Here is an 18689-nt window from a genome sequence, read left to right as displayed (position 1 = left end):
GGTGACCAGATCGGAGTGGTCAGCCATCCACACCTACCAAGAGATCTCGATTTCGATCTCGGACTCGTCGCCACGCTCGATTTCGACCGTCAACCGCACCGTCGGCGGGATGTCGACCCGCACGGTCTTGTTGTTCTCGACGTAGGAGACCTCGTTGTGGCGCGAAATCGCATCGGCGAGGTCGCGCAGACGTTGTGCGGCTTCTTCGCGCGTCATCTCGGTCGTGGTCTCGTGTTCGAACAACTCGTCGCTCATGCATCCATCCGAATCGAGCGGGACGGCAAGGGCAAGGGGGTTCACCGACTGTTCAGTCGTTCGCAGCCGATCCCGTCGGGGTCTCGATGTTCGACGACGAGTGCGACGATGGTGCCCATGACCGCCACTCTCGTCGCCAAGGATCTCTCCGGCGGCTACGCCCACCGCGTACTGTTCGACCACCTCGATCTCACGGTCGCGCCGGGTGACGTGGTGGGGGTCGTCGGCGCCAACGGCGCCGGCAAGTCGACGCTGCTACGGGTGCTGGCCGGCGACCTGGCGCCCCTCGCGGGTTCGGTGACGAGATCACCGGCCGACGCCTTCGTCGGCTGGTTGCCGCAAGAGCATGAGCGCGTCCCGGGGGAGACCGTCGCGCAGTACGTCGCGCGCCGAACCGGGTGCGCCGCGGCCACCGCGGCGATGGACGTCGCGGCGGCTGCGCTCGCCGACGATCCGGCAGCATCATCCGGACCCGACGATCCAGCCGACGTCTACGCCGCCGCACTCGATCACTGGCTCGCGACCGGCGCCGCCGATCTCGACGACCGGTTGCCCGGCGTACTGGCCGATCTGGGCCTCGACGTCGACGCCGTCGAACCAGGCGCAGTCCTGATGGACGTCCTGTCGGGTGGGCAGGCCGCCCGGGTCGGCTTGGCTGCGCTGCTGTGCTCACGGTTCGACATCGTCCTGCTCGACGAACCGACCAACGATCTCGATCTCGACGGGCTCGCGAGGCTGGAGGACCTGGTCGGCGGCATGCGGGGTGGGGTGGTGCTGGTCAGTCACGATCGGGAATTCCTGGCGCGCAGCGTGACCCGGGTCGTCGAACTCGATCTGGCACAGCACACCAACACTGTCTACGGCGGCGGATACGAGAGCTACCTGGAAGAGCGTGAGGTCGCACGGCGGCATCGGCGCGAGGAGTACGAGGAGTACGCCGAGAAGAAGGCGGACCTGGTGGCGCGCGCGAGGACCCAACGTGAGTGGTCCTCCCAGGGCACCCGGAACGCGATACGCAAGGCGCCCGACAACGACAAGATCCGACGCCGCGCGGCGACCGAGTCGAGTGAGAAGCAGGCACAGAAGGTCCGGCAGATGGAGAGTCGGATCGCACGTCTCGAGGAGGTCGTCGAGCCGCGTAAGGAATGGGTTCTCGAATTCACGATCGGGGCCGCACCCCGGTCGAGTTCAGTGGTGGCGACGCTGAACGATGCGGTCGTCAGACACGGCGATTTCACGCTCGGGCCAGTGTCGTTGCAAGTCGATGCCGGCGACCGCATCGGAATCACGGGACCCAACGGCGCGGGCAAATCGACCCTGCTGAGACTGCTGCTCGGCGTGATCGGCCCCGACGTGGGCACCGCGCAGCTCGGCACCAATGTCGCGATCGGCGAGATCGACCAGGCGCGGGGCCGATTCGCCGGCGCCGCACCGCTCGTCGATCGATTCGGCGAGCTCGTGCCGGAGTACACCTCGGCCGAGGTCCGCACGCTGCTGGCGAAGTTCGGACTGCGAGCCGACCATGTCGGGCGGAGCGTGGACGATCTGTCGCCGGGGGAGCGCACCCGGGCGGCGCTGGCGTTGCTTCAGGCCCGCGGCACCAATGTCCTGGTGCTCGACGAGCCCACCAACCACCTCGACCTCCCGGCAATCGAACAGTTGGAGTCCGCGCTCGAGTCGTACGACGGGGCGCTGCTGTTGGTCACCCACGATCGGCGCATGCTCTCCACAGTGCGTACGAATCGCGTGTGGCATGTCGCTGGAGGCGTTGTCACCGAGCGCTGAGCCGGCTGCGTCCGCCGACGGATGCGCGCTGTGCGGGACCACGAGTTGTGCGGGGAACTCGGCATTGTTTCCTCAGTGATCCGGCGAGCCGTCCGGGTCTGTCTCGGTCGGTGGCTGCCCGGCGGTGAACGACAACAGCCCGGGAAGTGTGTGCTGCACGTCCTGCGCAGAAATGCGCGGGAGCCCCTCGTGGCCGTGGATGTAGCCGATTCCGGCGTACACCAGCAGCCCGGCCAACACGCGGGCTCGGCGCGGGCTCAGCTGGAGTTCGCGCAGGGTGGCATCGACCGCGGCGAAGATTTCCTCGTCGATGCTGCGAACCGTGTGCGCGACCTCGTCGTTGCTGCGCGCCCAACTCCGGATGGCGCGCTCCACCGTCAGATGGTCGTCGCCGACCAGCATCGTCGACAGCGCGGCGAGACGCTCGTCGGGCGGCAGCTCGGACAAGGCTTCGAGGTCGGCGACGCGTTGACGGTTCATTGTCTGCCAGCGCACCGCCATGGCCTCTCGCAGTGCGTCGAGGTCGTCGAAGTGCCAGTAGAAGCTGCCCTTCGTGACCTTCAGCGTCGTGCACAGACGGGCGATGGTGACCGCATGCGCACCGTCGGAGGTGACCAGTGCCAACGCAGCGTCCACCCAGTCGGTGGCGCTGAGACGTCTGGTGCGGCGGGAGCTGGTCATCGGTCGGTCGATTCTCTCAGACCGACGCGGGTGATGGTCGCGACCGAGGCAACGCCCGGGCGGACCGGACACGGGATGGCGCCACACCATACCGATGGTATGGTTCATCGGTCTCGACGTGGCCGAGCAGGGGGGAACCGAATGGGCCAGAGGATGAATCGTCGTCGATTCCTGTGGGGGGCAGCGTCGGCCGCTGCCTCGGGGGTGTTGGTGGGGCGCGTCGGTGCCGGGCCGGCAGGTGCCGATCCGGCGCCACCGATCAAGCTGCCCACCATCTTCCATTCGCCGGAGATGGTCAAGTACGTCGACGAAATGTCGGTGCCGAGCACCATCACCTCATCGCCGACGCAGCCGATCGAGATCGTCGCGCGCACCACGAGCACCAGATTCCACCGGGATCAGCCGAGGGTGCCGACGATGGCCTACAACGACGAGCCATACCTGGGCCCCACCGTCGAGGCGCATGTCGGTGAGCAGACCACTGTGCACTATCGCAGCGAACTCGCCGAACACATCTTCGCGGCGGATCTGGACACCTCGCTGCACGGAGTGACCGAACGCTATCGAGGCCAACCCGTCACCTCGATGCACCTGCACGGCGGGGTCACTCCGCCGGAGTTCGACGGTAACCCGGAGCGCCTGATGCTGCCCCACCACGGCACCGCAGTGTTCGAGTTCCCCAACCGCCAGGAAGCCGGGCACCTCTGGTATCACGACCACGCGATGGCGATCACGCGTGCCAACGTCTACGCCGGCCTGGCCGGGATGTATTTACTGCGCGACGGCCACGACACGGGGACATCGGGCAATCCGCTGGGCCTGCCGGCCGGCGAACACGAGATCCCGTTGATTCTGCAGGAGAAGATCTTCCGCGTGGACGGGCATCAGTCATTGCGCTCGACACCGGTTGTGCCGCAGGGTATGTGGGAGGGTGGCGCGGTCGGTGACCGCGGTCTGGTGAACGGCAAGGTGTGGCCGACGATGACGGTCGATCGCGGGCTGTACCGGTTCCGACTGATCAACGCGGCGTCGTTCTCGGTCTGGAATCTGTTCTTCTCCAACCGCATGCCGTTCTGGGTGATCGGCAACGAGGGCGGTCTGCTCAATGCGCCGGTTCGGACTCGCTCATTCGCCGCGGCGCCGGCGGAGCGTTTTGATCTGCTCGTCGATTTCAGCTCGCTGGCGCCAGGGGAGACGGTGGAACTGTGCAACGACCTGGCACCACCGTTTCAGGCGGCCATGCTCGGTGAGGTCGTGATGTCCCGGTTCTGCCGGTTCGTAGCAGGCGCCGACCGCGGTGACCGACGGCCGGTACCGACGACGCTGCGCGGCGGTCGGGGACAACCGGCCCGCATCCCGCCGATCGCGACACCACAGCGGGTCCGGCACGTCAGCGTCTCGCAGCCCTACGAGCTGCGCGTCCCGCCGGCCATCATGTCGTTGAACAATCTGCGCTACGCCGATCCGCAGATCGAGAAGCCGCGCGCGGGCACAACGGAGCGCTGGGACATCATCAACATCACCCCGGACCCTCATCCGATTCATCTGCACCTGGTCATGTTCCGCATCCTGGGGCGTCGGCCGTTGCGCACTGTCGCGTATCAAGCCGCGAATCCGCAACCTCCGATCGGTACTCGCTGGGCTCCGGATCCGAGCGCGTTCTACGCCGGACCGATGCGCGGTCCGGCCGCGTGGGAGGCCGGCTGGAAGGACACGGTGCACGCCGTCGGTGGCCACGTCACCTCGATTGTCGTGCGGTTCCCGACGGCCGACGAGCTCGGGTTCGATCCGGACGCGATCTTCTCCTCCGATCCGACACAATCGTGGACCCGGCCGTCGGGTGGACATGCGGTGGCGCCATCCGCATCGGGACAGCACCGCCACGCCGCAGCCACGCCGGTGCACGGCATGGTGACCAAGGACCTACAGGGATATGTCTGGCACTGCCACATCCTCGATCACGAAGACCACGACATGATGCTGCGCTACCGAGTGGTGTCGTGAGGTTCGCGCTCACGCGAGGGCGGGTGGATCGTACTTCGGTTCGTAGATCGTGATCTGCCCTGCGCCGGGCACCGTGACGCCGATGGTCACACCCCACGGTTCGTCGACGGGTTCGCCGACGAACTGTGCGCCTTTCGCCGTCAGATCGGCCATGGTCGTGACGAGGTCGTCGCACATGAAGGAGACGTCGAAACGTTGATCGGTGCCGCCGGTCGTGCCCTGGTACTCCCACGAGCTCGGATGTGCGCCCAACTCGCTGGGGCCGGTCCGGAAGATCAACCAGCCCCCGCCGGTGTCGGCGTAGGGGAATCCGAGCACATCGCGGAAGAAGGCGCGTGCGGCCTCGGGGTCATCGCAGTAGATCAACGTGTGCATGGCGGTGATCATGGGTTCAGGTTAGGCCGTACGCGCGGTGCGGGCAGCTGATTGCCTGCGGCGAGACGGGAGCGGCCGGTCTCGCTGCGGGGGTACCATGTGACCGTTGGCATTCGAGGCCAACTCAGCATCGGGAGTGCCCCATGGATACCGACGGCTCCGGCCACTGGTGACCCGAGTTGGGACGCGATGGTGCGACGAAGGTGGTGGCGAGCCGTCGCGGGTGTGGTGGTCGCGACGTTGACCTTGGCCGCATGCGGTGGCGGTCCGGAAGACGATGTGGCAAGCAGGTTCTCGTCGTGCTCGGTGTCCGACCGCATCGCCGATGCGACTGCGGAGCCGGTGGGGGATCGCGACATCATCATCGGCGCGTTCGTCGGTTGGGACGAATCTGCCGCTGCCGCTTACCTGATGAAAAATGTCCTCGCGACGAACGGCTACGGCGTACAGGTGAAGACAGTGGACGTGCAGGCCGGGTTCTCGGCGACGGCACACGGGGACATCGACGTCATCCCCGACGTCTGGTTGCCCACGACGCATAGTTCCTATGTCAATCGACACGGAGCCCAGCTGGAATCGCTGGGCTGCTGGTACGACGACGCGACCTTGACCATCGCGGTGAACAGTTCGTCTCCGGCCCGGTCGATTGCCGATCTGAAGGACCTGAGCGATGCCTACGACGACACGTTGGTCGGCATCGAGCCAGGCGCCGGTGAGACATTGCTGGTCACCGACCGGGTCATCCCGGAATACGGTCTGGGCGATCTGACCTTTCGCAATTCCTCGACGGCGGACATGCTCGGGTCCCTGCAGCAGGCGATCGTCGATGAACGCAACATAGCGGTGACGCTCTGGCGGCCGCACTGGGCCTACGCGGAGTTCGACATCCGCGACCTCGATGATCCACTGGGCGCGTTGGGCGGCACCGAGGGAATCTGGAGCTTCGCCACGGAGGGATTCGCAGGCGCCGCACCGAAGGCCGCGCAGATGTTCGCCAATCTCATCCTGTCGGATGCCGAACTCGCCGATCTCGAGTACCTGATGGTCGCACGTCACGATCGGTCCGACCCCGACGGCGCCGTCGTCGAATGGCTCGGCGCGCACCCCGACTTCGCCGATCGACTCGTCCGCGGGACCTTGGGGTGAGGACCGTCGGACTCAGCCCTGGCGAGCCTTGAACCGGGGTTCCTTCTTGTTGATGACGAACACTCGTCCCCGTCGGCGGACCACCTGGGCCCCGGGGCGCTTCTTGAGGGATCGGACTGAGTTGCGTACCTTCATAGCTCTATCGTAAACGATAATCGTTGTCATTTAGAATCCGAGGGTGGTGCTGCTCGCGGCGAGTCGGACCTCAACGCACTACCGCCGACGCCCCATCGGTGGCGCCGGCGGTAGTGCGGGTCGGGATAAGTCAGTGCGCGGCTTCGAAAGCCTCGATGACATTGAGCGGGATGCGGCCGCGATCGCTGACCTCGTATCCATTCTGGGTTGCCCAATCACGGATTGCCTTCGTCTGCTCTTTGCTGCGTCCGGCCGACACCGGAGCTGCACGTTTTACGCCGCGTGCTGCCGAGGTGACCCGGGAAACCGAGATGTATTTGGCCAGCGAATCACGGAACTGTGCCGCGTGCTTTGCCGATGTGTCGAATTCGTAGGTCTTTCCATCGAGTGACCACCGCACGGTCTCGTACTCCTCGAGAACCTTACCGTCGATGTCGTCGATGACCTGGACGATTTCTTTCTTCGCCATAGTGAACTCCGTCTTTCCTCGTCGTGACAATGTGTTCTCGGGTGGATTGGATGACCAACGTGCCGATGGCTGTCCCGCGCAGCATTGTTGCGAATTCTTCGATGGTCACATACTAGCGGTCAGAAAATAAGCGGTCCCTGAGAAACGCCCACATTCTCAGATGTATGTGAATAATCGCTGCGGACATTACCACCGGCGCGGTCAGGGGGTCGGGACCACGCGGGGCGACGTCGTCGAGTCCATCGGTGTATCACCGTCCGTGTCAGGTGTGGCCGACGCGGACCCGGCGCGTGATTCGGGTATACCGAGAAGTTCTGCAGGCGCTCGATCTGACGCCTCGATTTCCGTCAAACCCGTTGGAGTGACTGCGAATCCATTGTCCGAGCGGGACTCGACGCAGAACATGCCCGCGGTCTCGACGAGACAGGAAAATCTCGAAATCGAAATCGTGTGACCGTAGTCGACAATTGTGCTCCGGTAGAGAACCGGATTGCGGTCGGAACAGGCTGCCAGGTCTGTTCCTTGTGAAGTCAGAGCGATCAGGTTGTTCTCGCCGTCGCACCCGTCAGGAGTGACCGCTGCGGCCGAGTTCGGGATTTCTGTGTTCAGTCGGCACGCCAACGTCGCGGTGTCCGCGGCTATCGTCGAGCAGTTCACACTGCGGTCCGGGGGTGAGAAGTGAAAGCCGGAAGTGTCCTCGAGTGCGGAATCCGGTGTTTGGGACCCTTGGTGATACTTGGCATTGTCCACGCGGGGCGCAAGGGCTATCAGTCGACCGATCGTCCAATCGGGCAGCGGCGGGCCGGCGGTGTCCTCGACAAGAGGCGTGGCACTTGTGGTCGCGATGCTGGTTTCCGATTGGGTCGACAACACGTCGGTCGGTGGCAAGACGATCTCCGACGGACCGGTGTCGGCAGAGATTTCGCATCCGGTGGCCGATGCAAGCATGAATGCGCCGAGAACGAGGGTGCCGGGCAGCTGTAGCGAGCTGCGGCGCAGGTGTCCGTACCCTTGCATTGTGTCGACCCCCAAGATCGTGTTGTTCTACCAATTCACCCCGCTGGCCGACCCGGAGGCGATTCGTCTCTGGCAGCAGGCGCTGTGTGAGCAACACGGCCTGCGCGGCAGGATCATCGTGTCACCTCACGGCATCAACGGCACCGTCGGTGGCGACATCAGGCAGGTCAAACGCTACGTGAGGGCCACCCGCTCCTATCCGGCCTTCGCTGCCGCGGACATGAAATGGTCCGACGGCACCGGCGAGGACTTTCCCCGTCTGAGCGTCCGGGTTCGGCCGGAGATCGTCACCTTCGGTGTGCCCGAGGAGGTCAGGGTGACCGCCGAGGACGGGGTGGTCGACGGTGGGGCGCGCTTGTCCCCGCGCGACGTCCACGACCTGGTGGCCGCACGTGGCGAGGACGTCGTGTTCTTCGACGGTCGAAATCGCATCGAGGCCGAGATCGGACGCTTTTCCGGTGCGGTGGTCACTGACGCCCAGACGACCCGCGACTTCGTCCCCTTGCTCGACAGCGGGCGGTTCGATCACCTCAAGGACCGTCCCGTCGTCACCTACTGCACCGGTGGCGTGCGCTGTGAGGTGCTCAGCGGATTGATGCGGGCGCGTGGGTTTCGCGAGGTCTATCAGCTCGACGGCGGCATCGTGCGCTACGGCGAGGAGTTCGGTGACGACGGCCTCTGGGAGGGTTCCCTCTACGTCTTCGACAGCCGGATGACCGTCGAGTTCTCCGAGCACGCCGCCATCGTCGGTACCTGCGCGCGATGTGCGTCGCCGACCAACGAGGTGGCGAACTATCCCGACATCCTGGGGCGAGAGCTCGCGGTCCTGTGTGCCGATTGCCGACAGGAGATGGGCACCGTCGCGGTGGAGCGATCGGCCCCGTGACCCGCTCGACGGTGCCTGTGATCGTGGTCGCGGGCTTTCTCGGTTCGGGTAAGACCACGCTGCTCAATCACCTGCTGCGCAGCTCCGGCGGCGCTCGCATCGGGGTACTGGTCAACGATTTCGGGTCGATCAACGTCGACGCGATGTTGATCGCGGGTCAGGCCGACAGCACTGTGAGTCTGTCGAACGGGTGTATGTGCTGTGCCGTCGATGCCGACGGTGTGCAGGATGCGTTGGCGCGGCTGCTACGGCCGCGGGCAGCCATCGATGCGATCGTGATCGAGGCCAGTGGCATTGCAGAACCCCGCACGCTGGTTCGGATGGTGACCGAACTCGACGACCCGCGACTGCGTTATGGCGGACTGGTGTATCTCGTCGATGCCGCCTCCGGGAGTTCGCTCCGCACCCGGCATCCGGAGATCGACCGGCACGTGGAGATCGCCGACCTGGTGGTGGTCAACAAGTCCGACCTGGTCGGTGACGACGAACTCACCCGGATCCGGGCCGACATACGGGCTGTCAACGACACCGCACCGCTGGTGGTGACCACCGACGGCGGGATTGACCCGACCGCGTTGTTCGACGTGCTCCCGCGAGACGTCGAGGACGACCGGGTGCGCAGTCGGCAACTGACCCTCGACGAACTGCTCGACGAGTGTGCACACGAGCCACGTGCCCATGACGACGCTGGCCGGCACGGACACCTTCACGACGCGTTCACCTCGGTGGAGTTCACTTCCGAGGCGCCGTTGCAGCCGCGTCGGCTCGCCGAATTCCTGGAACGACCACCGGCCGGCTGCTACCGGATCAAAGGGGTGGTGTCGTTCGACGTTCCCGGTCACCGACAGCGGTTCGTCGTGCACGCGGTGGGCGGATTCGTCCGCGTGCAGCGCGAGACCTGGGGTGGTCGGCCGAGGGTGTCGACCCTGGTCGCCATCGGTACCGACATGGACGCCGACCTGGTCGATCGTCGTCTGCAAGCACTCGTCGACGACGGGCAACCCGACCCCAACGGCATCCTCAGTGTCACCCGGCACCTGGTCACAGCTCACTAACGGTTTGCGGTCAGCCCAGGTCGCGGATTTCCCATCTGGACGACAGACTGTTTCACTTGTTACAACTGTGACTGATGTGGCCAGTGTTGCGTCTTGGAAGGAGTGTGGCGGCGGTTCCCGGTCTCGGCTGGCCGACGCCCGATGTAGCGATGACCCAGCAACGCATGACATACCCCGAGATCACGTCCCGCCCGACCGCCGTCCGGCGGGCCACACCGCGTCGTCGGCGTCGACTCGTCGTCGCCGCGATGTCGGCGCTGGCACTGACCGCCGGCGCCGTGTCGGCGACGACCCCAGTGGCTTCGGCAGCGCCTGCTCCCGCGCCGACCGGCAACGCGCTGGCCGGCAAAACGGTCTTCCTCGATCCGGGGCACCAGGGCAGCGCTGCCGGACACGACCTGAACGCGCAGGTGCCCGACGGCAGGGGCGGTAAGAAGGACTGCCAGACCAGCGGCGCCACCGGGGTGAACGGCGCCCGAGAGCACACCGTCAACTGGGATATCGGGCAGCTCGTCAAGGCTGGTCTGGAGAGCCAGGGGGCGCGGGTCGTGCTGAGCCGGCCCGACGACACCGGGTGGGGCGGCTGTATCGACGAGCGTGCTGATGCCGCGAGTCGGTCGGGTGCGGCCGTCGCGGTCAGTCTCCACGCCGACTCGACCACCGCCGGCGCGGACGCCTCGAAAAAAGGCTTCCACATGATCGTGCCGTCACTGCCGGTGCCGGATGCCACCGTCAACCGGGTTCAGGGCGGTGAAGGGCGCAAGGCGTCGGAAATCATGCGTGACGCCTTCGTCAAGGCAGGTTTCCCGGCCGCGAACTACGCCGGGGTCGACAACGGCCTGCAGACGCGGTCGGACATTGCGGCGGTCAACCTGACCAAGGTGCCCGCGGTCTTCGTCGAGATGGGCAATCTGTCCAATCCCCAAGAGGCTGCGGCGCTGTCGGGCAAGGACGGCCAGCTCAAGTACGCGATGGCCATCACCGACGGCATCCTCAACTATGTGCGCGGCGCCGCCACCACACCGGCCGATCCGCCGGCGGCGACCGGTGCTGCGCCCGGGGCCACGGCCTCGCCGACCAGCACCACCCCGGAGCCGACCGACGGCGAGCAGGGACTGGAGATCGTCATCCCGTTCGTGCAGCAGCTGCTCGCCACCGAGGACCCCGCCGAGGTGGTGCAGTTGCTGCTCGGCGAGGGACAGGACGTCTCCGCGCAGGTCCTCAAGGCGATGCTGACGATCGTCTACGGCCTCTTCGACGGCGATCTGCCGGTCGGCTGACGCCCCGCAGCCAGATCCTCGCAGGTCCCACCCGCGACGGCGCACCGCAACTATGGTGGGGCCATGGGGATCAAGGACCTGCTTGTGATGAAGACGCCGGTACCCACGCTCGGCGGCCGGACGGTCCTGATCACCGGCGCCGCCAGCGGGATCGGGCGCGCCACCGCCGAAGCGGCCGCCCGCGACGGTGCACAGCTGGTGCTGACCGACCTGCACGCCGATGCGCTCGACGACGTGGTCAAGCGCATCAACACCTCCGGTGGCGAGGTCGTCTATCACCAGGCCGGTGACATCTCCGATCATCAGTGGGTCTCGGCATTCGCTCGTCAGGTCGACGCGGAGGTTGGCGTGATGGACGTCGTGATGAACATCGCCGGCGTCTCCGCGTGGGGCACGGTCGACAACCTCGAGCACCGACACTGGCGCACGATGGTCGACGTCAACCTGATGGGTCCCATTCACGTCATCGAGAGCTTTGTGCCACAGATGATCCGGCGAGGTGCCGGTGGGCACCTGGTCAACGTGTCGTCGGCGGCGGGGCTGTTGGCCTTCCCGTGGCATGCGGCGTACAGCGCCAGCAAGTTCGGGGTGCGGGGCATGTCGGAGGTCTTGCGTTTCGACCTGCGACGTCACGGCATCGGCGTGTCACTGGTCTGCCCGGGCGGTGTCGACACACCGTTGGTGGACACCGTGGACATCGTGGGCGTCGACCGCACCGATCCTCGTGTCAAGGCTGCGGTGGCGAATTTCCACAAGGTCGCGGTGAGTCCGGAAAAGGCCGCCCAGGCGATCCTGGCCGGCGTGCAGCACAACCGTTTCCTCGTCTACACCTCGTTCGATGTCCGCTTCGGCTACTGGTGGGCACGCAAGTTCGCGTTGCCCTACGAGATCGTCATGCGTGTGGCCAACGCCCGCTTCGACCGTCTGGCCCGGATCAGCTCGCCCGAGTCGAGCTCCCGTACCAGCGCCCCCGACGGCTCCGACGCGACACCGTAGATGCCGACGACACACCGCAAGCAACGTACCGACGTCGATCGCGACTTCTTCCGCGCCGAGGCGGCCGGCCTGCGATGGTTACGCGAGGGCGGCGGTCCGGTCGTCGACGTCCTCGATGTGGGCGACGACTTCATCGCGTTGGCCCACCTCGACTCCTCCCCACCGACCGTGCACGCCGCCCGAGAATTCGGCGCCGCGCTGGCCGGCATGCATGACGCGGGGGCACCCCGGTTCGGCACGCCGCCCGCCGGGCATACCGGCAAGCAGTACATCGGTGAGCGCCGACTGAGTTCGCACACCCATGATCGGTGGGGGGAGTTCTACGCCGCGGAACGAGTGCTGCCGTACCTGGCGCCGGCCATCGATGCCGGCAATCTGCGATCCGACGATGCCGCAGCCACGCGGCGCGCCTGCGAGTTGATCGCCACCGGTGCCTTCGACGACACGGATCCGCCGGCCCGTATCCATGGCGATCTGTGGAACGGGAATGTCCTCTGGACTCCGTCGGGTGTGGTGCTGATCGATCCGGCTGCGCACGGCGGCCACCGCGAAACCGATCTGGCGATGCTGGCGCTCTTCGGTTGTCCGCATCTCGACGTCGTCATCACCGGCTACCAGGACACACATGCATTGCGGCCGGGATGGGAGCAGCGCGTGCCAGTGCATCAACTGCACCCGCTCGCCGTGCACGCGGCCGGTCACGGTCCCTCCTACGGCACCGCGTTGGGCCGCGCCGCCCGCACCTGTGTCGCGCTCGCCCAGCGGGCCCGCTAAGTTCTGCTGCGTGACGACAGACCCCTTCGATCGTTCGACCCTGCTGGTGGCCGCCACGCGCGCCGAGGCGCACCACCTACCGGCCGACGCCCGCGTGCTCGTCACCGGAATCGGCAAGGTGCGCGCGGCGACCACGCTGACCCGGGCGCTGGTAGAGGCCGAGCGCGACGGCCGACCACCGATTCGGCAACTGATCAGCATCGGCACGGCAGGTGCGCTGCGCGCCCAGCACACCGGCATCTTCTTCCCATCGGTCGTGATCGAACACGACATATCCGCAACGGAGTTGCGCGCGATGGGCTACCCGCTGGTCGACCGGTGGGAGCTGCCCGACGGGGACGGCACGGTGCTGGCCTCGGGCGACACATTCGTGGCCGATCCGGTGCGCCGCGACGTCCTCGCCCGCCACGCCGACCTCGTGGACATGGAGGGTGCTGCGGTGGCACATGTCGCCGCCGATTTCGGCATCCCATGTCGCATGGTCAAGATCGTCAGCGATGCCGCCGACGAGTCGGCGATGGACTGGCCGTCGGTGGTCGACGCGGCGGCGCGCCGACTCGGCGAGTGGTGTGCGGGGGCTGCTGCGATCGGCTGATCGCAGACCCGGCGATCAGCCGCGGTTGCGGGCGCGCGTGGACCGATATTGCGCGGTCGAGGCTCGGCCGGTGGCCGATTCGTACCGTGGATACTCGTCCGCGGCCGGGCGGACGCGTCCGCGCGCGGCGACCTCGCCTGCCGTCGCGGTGGTTGCGGGCGCGGGTGCGGCCACCGGCGCGACCACCTCGTCGACCGCGTCGATCTGCTCGCCCGCGCCGGCCCGGAAGACCGCGCCGGCGGTCGAACGCCGTCCGTTCGGGACGGCGCCGTTGCGTGCGTGGCCGTTGCGTGTGGGGCCGGTAGCGCTGACCCGGCTCTGTTCGGTGCGCGCGGTGGCGTCGGGTCGGCTGACGCTGTCACGGGTGGGGTCGTCCGGACGCAAGCTGGGCTTTGCCGATCGCGACGCCTTGGCAGCCGCTGAACGTTGCGACCGGTCGGCGCCTTCCGGCGGAGTGCCTGGTCGAGACGCACGAGATTGCGCCGCACGCGATTGCGTGGTGTTCGACGTGCCGGGGGCCGGTCGGCTCGACTCGGGAGCCCCCGGCTTCGACGCTGCCGACTTCGACGCTGCCGACTTCGATGTTCCGGACTGCGACGGGGCTGTGTCCTTCGCTGCCCTCGCGCTGCTCCGCCTCTGACCGGCGGTCCGGGTGGATGACCTCTTCGCGCCGTTGGCAGCAGCGGGCCGCGCCGGGCCGCTGGGTCGTTTCTTGTCGCCTGCGGCTCGATCTCGGGTGAGGTACCAGCGGGCCACCACCAGACCCAACGTGACGAGGAAGGTCAGCGCCATCCACGGGAAGTCGTTCGCGATCGGCAGCAGCACCTGGAAGATCAGGCTCTTGAGGCCCGACGACGCCTGTTCGGCGTTCAACCCGTAGAGGGTGATGACCCCGACGAGGAATGCGATCAACGGAGGCTGCGCCGCGGCGGTGAACAGGGCCCGGCGCCGGACGGCCAGTGCGGCACTCACACATCCGACCAGGTAGCAGAACTTGAACACGGCACCGAGCCCGTCGGTATTGCTCGCGTCGATCGCTGCTCCGATGCCGGCAATGACCGTGGCCACCAACACGGCGCCCCACCAGGGAACTCCGCGGACCGTGGGCAGCACGGACTGCTGATCCAGCGGCACCGCTGAACGCTGTTGGGCGGAAGACACATCTAGACGGTACCGGGTCGACCGCAGAAATCCGTTAACCGCCGGGTGATGTTGCCCATTGGTCGTCGTTGGGGGAGTCTGCGCTGGTCCGCACGCCTCCAGCGCTGCGAATCGTGATGTCGATGGGCGTCGGTCCGGTGTGTTCGGCCTCACCCTGCAGAGCGTCGAGTTCGGCCAATTTGCGGGCTGTGACCCCTACTCGTGCGTCCACCGCGCCGACGGTGGAGTTGAACGATTCCACCGCACGACGCAGCGAGCCGCCCAGCCGGTCGAGGTGGCCGAGCACCCCGCCGAGTCGATGGTGCAGTTCGGTCCCGAGTTGGTGGATGGTCGCCGCGTCGCGGGCCATCGCGTCGTGGCGCCAACCGAGGGCGACGGTGCGCAGAAGCGCGACGAGGGTGGCAGGCGTGGTCAGCACCACGTTCTTGGTGAAGCCGAACTCGATCAGGTCCCCCTCGGCCCGGACCGCGGCCTCCAGGACCGGGTCGCTCGGCACGAACAGCACCACCATCTCCGGCGTGTTGTCGAAGGCCGACCAGTAGGCCTTGGACGCCAGCTGGGTGATGTGGTTGCGCAACGCGCGGCCGTGTTCGGTGTGCAGCCGCGCGATCTCGTCCGGATCGTCGGTGTCGACAGCGCGGAGATATGCGTGCAGCGGAACTTTCGCGTCCACCACGATGGTGCGCCCTCCGGCGAGGTGGACCACCATATCCGGCCGGACCGAGCCTGCGGTGCCGTCGGCACCCACCTGCGTGGCGAAGTCGCAATGTCGGGACATGCCTGCGAGCTCCACCACACGTTCGAGCTGGACCTCACCCCACCGCCCTCGGATCTGCGGCGTGTGCAGGGCATTCGTCAACGCCCGGGTCTGGTCGGTGAGTTGTGCCGACGCTGCATGCATACCGCGCACCTGTTCGCTGAGACCTGCGTAGGCGTTGATCCGGTGATGCTCGGTTCGGCGCAGTTCCTCGGACATTTGTGCCAGCAGACCGCGCAGTGGGTCGATGATGTGAGCCACCTGCCCGCCGATGGCCGAGGACTGACGTCGGGCGGCGTCCTCGGAGGCCGAAGACAGCGCGCGCGCCGTCAGATCCTGCGCGGACCGCACGGAATCGAGTTCGGCGCGGGCGGCGGCGAGTGCGGCGGTGGAACGTGACGCACTCGCCAACCATCCGATCACCAGCCCGACCATCAGTCCGGCGATGACGCCGGCGACCACAGAGATGTTCATGGCCGCCATCGTGGCCGACGGGTACGACAAACCGCTCAGGCCGTCGCGTATCCCTCGCGCGTGAGCAACGACCGCTTGACGGGGAGCCCGTACCGGAACCCGCCGAGCGAGCCGTCGCTGCGCAGCACCCGGTGACACGGGACGAACAATGCCGCGGCGTTGCGCGAACAGGCGGCCGCCGCGCCGCGTATCGCGGTGGGTGTGCCGGCGAGTTCGGCCAGTTGTGCATAACTGACCGGTTTGCCGGGGGCGACCGTCCGCAGCACGGGCCAGGCCCGACCCAGAAACGGCCCCGATCGCTGGTGGACCTCGATGGCATCGAGTTGCGTCGGCTCACCGGCGTAATAGGCGTCGACGGCGTCGGTGACGGTTCCGAGGGACTCGGTGTGCAGTACAGCGATGGGGCGGATCGATCGATGGACGAGGTCGATCAGGTAATCCGCATCCTCGGTCCAGCCCGAGGCCAAGACACGGTCGGCGTCGTCGGCGATCACCGTGAAGGTGCCATCGGGGGTCGAGACCGAGGCCCGGCGTGCCGTCGTCGTCGCGGAGTGGGTGGGACAGATGGTTGCGGTCATGGTGCTCCTTCGAGAGTGCCGACCGGTTGGCCCGGCCGAGCGGGTATCGATCGCGTCATCCGCGATCTCGGTGAGGGGGCCCGCATGGAATCCTTCGGCAACATCGACGTGTCCGCTGTCTGGTCACCCAGTATCGGCTCAGACACCGACAATCGGGATCGCCACAGATGCATCGACGCATACGAACGCCACGGCGACCATGCGGTGTGGCCGTGCTGGAGGTCCAGGTCGAGGTCGGCGGCGGCGCGTCGCACCACGAGGTCGTGGTCGAGCATGATGTCGGGGTTCCCGGTCACGCGCATTGTCACGTAGTCGGCGGTCCACGGGCCGATTCCGGGCAGCGTCAACAGCTCGGCGCGGAGGTCGGCGGCACCGCGGCCCGGGTGCAGATCGATCCGGTTGTCGGCGAGCACGGCTGCAGTCGACACAATCGCGTCGATGCGGCGACGTGGGCCGGCCAGGACTGTGTGACCGTGCTCGGCGATCGCCGCCGGCGTGGGGAACAACCTGCGGGCGTCACCTGGTCCCGGAGGAGCGGGCGTGCGAGCGTCATCTGGTCGCTGAGGAGTGAGCGTGCGGGCGTCGTCTGGTCCTGGAGGAGCGAGCTTGCGAGCGTCACGAAGGTCCACCCCCGTAAGCGAGTCGTCTCGCAATGTCCACGGCGCGGGGCGGCCGAGCTCGTCGACCAACCGATCCACATGACGGCGCGCCGCCGCCACACTGATCTGTTGCCCGATCATCGTGCGTATCAGAGTTTCGGCGGAGTCCATGGTTCCCGGGACGCGCAGCCCCGGAGCAGTACGTACCAGGCGGGCCAGGTCGGGATCGGCGCCGAGTGCCTCGTCGGTACTGAGCGGGTCGGCATCGAGGTCGAGCAGTCGTCGAACCCGGTTGACTGCGACGCCCAGGTCCCGCATGTCGAGATGCTCGATGCGCACGTTGACATGTGCGGGGGCGGGTTCGATGGTGGCCAGAGCGGGGCCGTGTGGAAGGTCGACTGCGCGACTGTGCCGCCACTCGTACGGGTCACTGCCGGTCCACATGGTCTCGAGACCGGCGACCAGGTGGGCACCGAGAAACCAACGTAACCACGGCAGGTGCAGTGGGGGTCGATATGCAAGCCGGAGCGACACCTCGCCGATGGCGCACGGGCGGCCGGCGGCCGCGGGCGCGCCCAGTGACCGCATGCGCGACGGAGTGAGACCGAAAACGTCGCGGATGGTGTCGTTGAACTGCCGCACACTGCGGAAGCCGGACGCGAACGCGATGTCGGCCATCGACATTGCGGTGCGCTGGATCAGCACGCGCGCGGTGCCCGCACGGTGGGCGCGGGCCAGCGCGAGCGGGCCGGCGCCGAGCTCGGCCGTGAGCACTCGGGTGAGGTGACGGGATGTGTAGCCCAGACGGGCGGCCAGTTCCTCTACGCCGCCGCGTTCGAGGGCGCCGTCGGCGATGAGCCGCATGGCCCGCGCGGAGAGGTCGGCGTGGGTGTTCCATCGCGGTGAGCCGGGCACGGCATCGGGTGCGCAGCGGCGACACGCGCGATATCCCTGCTGTTGAGCGGCTGCTGCGGTCAACACGAAGTGCACGTTCTGTCGGTGCGGGGTCCGGGCGGGACACGACGGCCGGCAGTAGATCCCGGTTGTGTGCACGGCGATGAAGAACTGGCCGTCGAACCGGCTGTCGCGTGCGGAGACCGCGCGATAGCAGCTGTCGAAATCGAGAGCGCCGGCACAGTCGATCGTGGTGGTCACGCATCCACTCTGACACGGTCGGCGGTGCGATCCTGGCGGGAATCAGACATGGCGATCTGGTGCATCGTAATAACCAGAAAATAGTGACGCAGATAACAAATGCTGGCACGATATGGCTCATGACCGCTCTGTTCGGTGGCCGTCAACGACGACGTGACCACGAACCCGCCTTGGCTGAACTACCTGCGTGGGGGCTCGAGATCATGATGGCTCTTTACGGGCCCGAGACCATCCAACGCGAATGTGCACGGGAGGAGGTATCACACGAGCGGGTGCGCCCTCAACGGGCACGACGTGATCAGTCCCGGGTAAGCATGCCGGAGCGGCGTGAACCGGCGATCGATGGACAGTGTGTTGACGACGCTGCCCGTTGCGACACGGCCCGTTCCGATTCTGCCCGCCGCGACGATGCACTCCCACCGCCGTCGCCGCTCATCGTGGAACTCGAGGCGATGAACGAACTCGTCAAGTACCTCGAGCGCAAACTGAAGCGACACTGATCGACCCGCCCG

The 18689-nt window shown here is 66.9% G+C and carries 19 protein-coding genes; 10 read left to right on the top strand and 9 right to left on the bottom strand.

Translation table 11 applies throughout. The annotated features are described in order from the left end of the window. Positions 1–33 precede the first annotated feature (33 nt). Positions 34–255 carry an amphi-Trp domain-containing protein gene (locus tag ACIGKQ_RS20380; RefSeq protein WP_287015500.1) on the bottom strand — a complete coding sequence of 74 codons (222 nt, stop codon included), beginning with the start codon at positions 253–255 and terminating at the stop codon, positions 34–36. Between the two features lie 117 nt (positions 256–372). Here ACIGKQ_RS20380 and ACIGKQ_RS20375 point away from each other — a divergent pair, with 117 nt between their 5' ends. After that, positions 373–2040, top strand: coding sequence for an ABC-F family ATP-binding cassette domain-containing protein (locus ACIGKQ_RS20375; protein WP_396574781.1), 1668 nt, complete (start codon positions 373–375; stop codon positions 2038–2040). A gap of 72 nt (positions 2041–2112) precedes the next feature. Here ACIGKQ_RS20375 and ACIGKQ_RS20370 read toward each other — a convergent pair whose 3' ends face one another. Further along, positions 2113–2721, bottom strand: a complete 609-nt coding sequence (locus ACIGKQ_RS20370) for a TetR/AcrR family transcriptional regulator (protein WP_235724548.1) — start codon at positions 2719–2721, stop codon at positions 2113–2115. A gap of 141 nt (positions 2722–2862) precedes the next feature. On the opposite strand from ACIGKQ_RS20370, the gene ACIGKQ_RS20365 reads away from it, so the two are divergent. Beyond that, complete coding sequence (locus ACIGKQ_RS20365; protein ID WP_235724547.1) at positions 2863–4725, top strand: multicopper oxidase family protein; 1863 nt, start codon at positions 2863–2865, stop codon at positions 4723–4725. 9 nt (positions 4726–4734) lie between these two features. On the opposite strand, the gene ACIGKQ_RS20360 is transcribed toward ACIGKQ_RS20365, so the two are convergent. Further along, on the bottom strand, positions 4735–5112 hold the full coding sequence (locus tag ACIGKQ_RS20360; protein WP_235724546.1) for a VOC family protein: 378 nt from the start codon (positions 5110–5112) through the stop codon (positions 4735–4737). Between the two features lie 177 nt (positions 5113–5289). On the opposite strand from ACIGKQ_RS20360, the gene ACIGKQ_RS20355 reads away from it, so the two are divergent. Next, entirely contained in the window at positions 5290–6246 is a 957-nt protein-coding gene (locus ACIGKQ_RS20355; RefSeq protein ID WP_396574780.1) for a glycine betaine ABC transporter substrate-binding protein, read from the top strand. Positions 6247–6258: 12 nt separating this feature from the next. Here ACIGKQ_RS20355 and ykgO read toward each other — a convergent pair whose 3' ends face one another. Together ykgO and ACIGKQ_RS20345 are read right to left on the bottom strand one after the other, a co-directional pair. Then, entirely contained in the window at positions 6259–6381 is a 123-nt protein-coding gene (gene ykgO, locus ACIGKQ_RS20350) for a type B 50S ribosomal protein L36 (protein WP_235724544.1), read from the bottom strand. Positions 6382–6511: 130 nt separating this feature from the next. After that, the gene (locus ACIGKQ_RS20345; protein ID WP_235724543.1) at positions 6512–6850 is read right to left on the bottom strand and encodes an Lsr2 family protein; all 339 of its coding nucleotides are present in this window, start codon (positions 6848–6850) and stop codon (positions 6512–6514) included. 1018 nt (positions 6851–7868) lie between these two features. On the opposite strand from ACIGKQ_RS20345, the gene ACIGKQ_RS20340 reads away from it, so the two are divergent. The 6 genes from ACIGKQ_RS20340 to ACIGKQ_RS20315 all read left to right on the top strand — a co-directional run bounded on the left by ACIGKQ_RS20340 (position 7869) and on the right by ACIGKQ_RS20315 (position 13453). Continuing rightward, a complete protein-coding gene (locus ACIGKQ_RS20340) occupies positions 7869–8753 on the top strand; it encodes a rhodanese-related sulfurtransferase (protein ID WP_266063382.1) in 885 nt (294 codons plus the stop codon). Next, on the top strand, positions 8750–9808 hold the full coding sequence (locus tag ACIGKQ_RS20335) for a GTP-binding protein (RefSeq protein WP_235724541.1): 1059 nt from the start codon (positions 8750–8752) through the stop codon (positions 9806–9808). Before ACIGKQ_RS20340 ends, ACIGKQ_RS20335 begins: the two co-directional genes overlap by 4 nt. Positions 9809–9972: 164 nt before the next feature. Further along, positions 9973–11088: an N-acetylmuramoyl-L-alanine amidase gene (locus ACIGKQ_RS20330; protein ID WP_396574779.1), complete on the top strand. Its 1116-nt coding sequence runs from the start codon at positions 9973–9975 to the stop codon at positions 11086–11088. A gap of 63 nt (positions 11089–11151) precedes the next feature. Beyond that, positions 11152–12084 carry an SDR family oxidoreductase gene (locus ACIGKQ_RS20325; protein WP_396574778.1) on the top strand — a complete coding sequence of 311 codons (933 nt, stop codon included), beginning with the start codon at positions 11152–11154 and terminating at the stop codon, positions 12082–12084. After that, positions 12085–12858, top strand: a complete 774-nt coding sequence (locus tag ACIGKQ_RS20320; protein ID WP_396574777.1) for a fructosamine kinase family protein — start codon at positions 12085–12087, stop codon at positions 12856–12858. A gap of 10 nt (positions 12859–12868) precedes the next feature. Further along, positions 12869–13453: a nucleosidase gene (locus ACIGKQ_RS20315; RefSeq protein ID WP_396574776.1), complete on the top strand. Its 585-nt coding sequence runs from the start codon at positions 12869–12871 to the stop codon at positions 13451–13453. 15 nt (positions 13454–13468) lie between these two features. Here the strand turns inward: ACIGKQ_RS20315 and ACIGKQ_RS20310 are convergent, their stop codons facing one another. Genes ACIGKQ_RS20310 through ACIGKQ_RS20295 form a run of 4 tightly spaced genes read right to left on the bottom strand, consistent with a single transcriptional unit; the run spans position 13469 to position 18177 of the window. Then, positions 13469–14614, bottom strand: a complete 1146-nt coding sequence (locus ACIGKQ_RS20310) for a DUF6542 domain-containing protein (RefSeq protein WP_396574775.1) — start codon at positions 14612–14614, stop codon at positions 13469–13471. A 34-nt stretch (positions 14615–14648) separates the two neighbouring features. Continuing rightward, entirely contained in the window at positions 14649–15854 is a 1206-nt protein-coding gene (locus ACIGKQ_RS20305) for a DNA recombination protein RmuC (protein WP_235724536.1), read from the bottom strand. A 26-nt stretch (positions 15855–15880) separates the two neighbouring features. Then, positions 15881–16423: a methylated-DNA--[protein]-cysteine S-methyltransferase gene (locus ACIGKQ_RS20300; RefSeq protein WP_396574774.1), complete on the bottom strand. Its 543-nt coding sequence runs from the start codon at positions 16421–16423 to the stop codon at positions 15881–15883. Next, positions 16420–18177, bottom strand: coding sequence for an Ada metal-binding domain-containing protein (locus tag ACIGKQ_RS20295; RefSeq protein ID WP_396574773.1), 1758 nt, complete (start codon positions 18175–18177; stop codon positions 16420–16422). The genes ACIGKQ_RS20300 and ACIGKQ_RS20295 overlap by 4 nt, the downstream gene beginning before the upstream one ends. A gap of 119 nt (positions 18178–18296) precedes the next feature. On the opposite strand from ACIGKQ_RS20295, the gene ACIGKQ_RS20290 reads away from it, so the two are divergent. Continuing rightward, positions 18297–18677 carry a hypothetical protein gene (locus ACIGKQ_RS20290; RefSeq protein WP_396574772.1) on the top strand — a complete coding sequence of 127 codons (381 nt, stop codon included), beginning with the start codon at positions 18297–18299 and terminating at the stop codon, positions 18675–18677. Positions 18678–18689: the final 12 nt, after the last annotated feature.

It is taken from the genome of Gordonia sp. NPDC062954 (assembly GCF_044543825.1).
GTDB classification, from domain to species: Bacteria; Actinomycetota; Actinomycetes; order Mycobacteriales; family Mycobacteriaceae; genus Gordonia; species Gordonia tangerina.
This window is presented reverse-complemented; position numbering and strand designations above follow the sequence as displayed.